2 protein-coding genes are annotated in these 1974 nt (G+C 38.7%); both read right to left on the bottom strand.

Annotated elements, in window-relative coordinates; all coding sequences use genetic code 11:
* A partial coding sequence (locus ACWFR1_RS40210; protein ID WP_453561035.1) for a hypothetical protein occupies window positions 1–389 on the bottom strand: 389 nt, incomplete at its 3' end.
* 258 nt (window positions 390–647) lie between these two features.
* Complete coding sequence (locus ACWFR1_RS40205; RefSeq protein ID WP_031601042.1) at window positions 648–1772, bottom strand: IS4-like element IS4Bsu1 family transposase; 1125 nt, start codon at window positions 1770–1772, stop codon at window positions 648–650.
* Window positions 1773–1974: the final 202 nt, after the last annotated feature.

The following is a 1974-nucleotide window of genomic DNA, read 5'->3' as shown; positions in this document are numbered from 1 at the left end:
CCTTTATAGCTATTTCTGCCACTTACAATGTCAAGCATTGTATCCTTGTCATTCGCAAAACTTTTTTCTTGATGATAATCTAATTGCCCGTCATATTGAATGTTAGTTTTTTTATTGAAACTATCAAATACTATTGTTTCCTCATTTTCACCTTTACTTGAAAGATCAGGTACGTACTCCCCATCCTCCGGAAACAACATCCTAAACCCTTGCAGTTTAGACTCTAGCAAATAATACCCTGGCTCTTCTTCTTTCGTTGACACCATGTACTCTCTCGTTTTCTCGTCCTGAAACGCCGGAACTTGCGGCAGGTCTTTTGGATCCATGTCTTTTGGTTTTACGGCTTCTGTTTTATTGTCATTTGTGGTGTTTTTATCATTGTCATGCATACTGCATCCTCCTGTCAGGGCAAGTAATAAACTGAAGCAAATACATATGATCTTTTTCATTACGAACCTCCACGGGTTTTGTGAGAATAGTATTCTATTTTTATATCAAAAATCACTAGTGTTGCATAAATTTTGACTGAATTTTCTGCTTTCTTGTTTTTACTCATGAGAAGAAAAACAAAGACATTTGAATAGAGGTAGTTAACATCCATTTTTTTACTATAATCTTTGACGAGTGCAACAGACCTGTGAAATTCTTTAGGGCACGGTTTTCCCTACGATTTTTCGTAGCCATAAATGAGCGGATTTCCATGGTGCCGCTTTGAGTAAGCGACTAATTTGTAAGTACGTCCTTGAACTGTTCGTGTTCAGCTGTGCCAGTACATTTAGGCAATATACAATCATTGCGATATACACTTGATTATGTACGCCTTGTTCGCTCTGCGCGTAGAACTTTTTGATGTTCAGGTGCTGCTTCAGCCATTTAAAAAATAGCTCGATTGCCCAGCGCGACTTATATAACTCAGCGATTTCGTCAGCGCTTAAATCAAATCGATTTGTGATCAGATGCAGTTCGTTTCCTTTTGAATCGAGCACTTTGATGAGGCGAAAAGCGTTTTCTGCACGGTTTTGTGGTGTACCAATCAAAACCATTTCATCTGAAAACACAAGCGAGTCTTCAGGCAGTTTAAATGGCTCGATTACACGAATGACAGCGTTTTTTCGTAAGCGTGACACAAAGAAATACCCATCGTCTGTCATGCGGTCAAATCGTTCATAATCCAAGTAACCCCGGTCAAAGACGTACATGCATTCTTTGTCGTCAACGAGTACTTCCAGCTGACCACGATCATGTTCTTTCGCGTTTGTCAGCACCGCTTTATCTGGATAGGAACAGCCTTTTTCTGCGTAAACAAGACGTAAATGAAGCTTGATGCCCGACTTTGTTTTACGGAATTCAGCCCACTTATGGTTTTTCAAGTTCAATGGCAACGTACTCGAGTCGATAATTTTCAGTGGTGTTGTCGTTTCTCGGCGCTGCTCATAATGTGATTTCTCGTGAATTTGGGCAACTAAATCCAAAAATACCTGTTGGAACACTTCAGTCGGCACTTGATTTAATCGGCGTCCGAGCTGCGAAAAGCTAATCGCTTCTAAATGCGTCGCTTTTTGAAGCTCGTCAGAAAATAATGTCTCACTGACTGCACGCAGACTCTCGGTTTCATTGAGCTGAGCGAATACGAACAATTTCAAGAATGACGCAATATGTAGCTTCTTTGTATAGTAATTTAATTGATAGCTTTCAACCAATTCCTCGAGTTTTGTGGAGAAAATCGGTGAAAACCATTGTTCAAATGATGTTTTTCGTGTAAACTTATCCATGCTTATTGTCCTTTATTTTGGATTTGGATGGTTTATTACCGCCCTACCATTATAAAGGCTTTTTTTATGCAAAGATAAAATTACTGAAAATTTAGATTTTTATAAATCGTTGAATTATTTTAATGCGACACTAGTGTTATTTTATAAAAAAATTGAAACCTTTTGAAACGAAGCTCGTATACATACAGACCGGTGAAGGCAG

This window comes from Streptomyces sp. NPDC055103, from assembly GCF_053607625.1.
The sequence above is the reverse complement of the archived record's forward strand: the minus strand, read 5'-3'. Positions and strand labels throughout refer to the sequence as shown.

Coding starts and splice junctions, on each gene's coding strand:
- ACWFR1_RS40205 (WP_031601042.1), bottom strand. CDS start 1,772: ATGGATAAGTTTACACGAAAAACATCATTTGAACAATGGTTTTCACCG.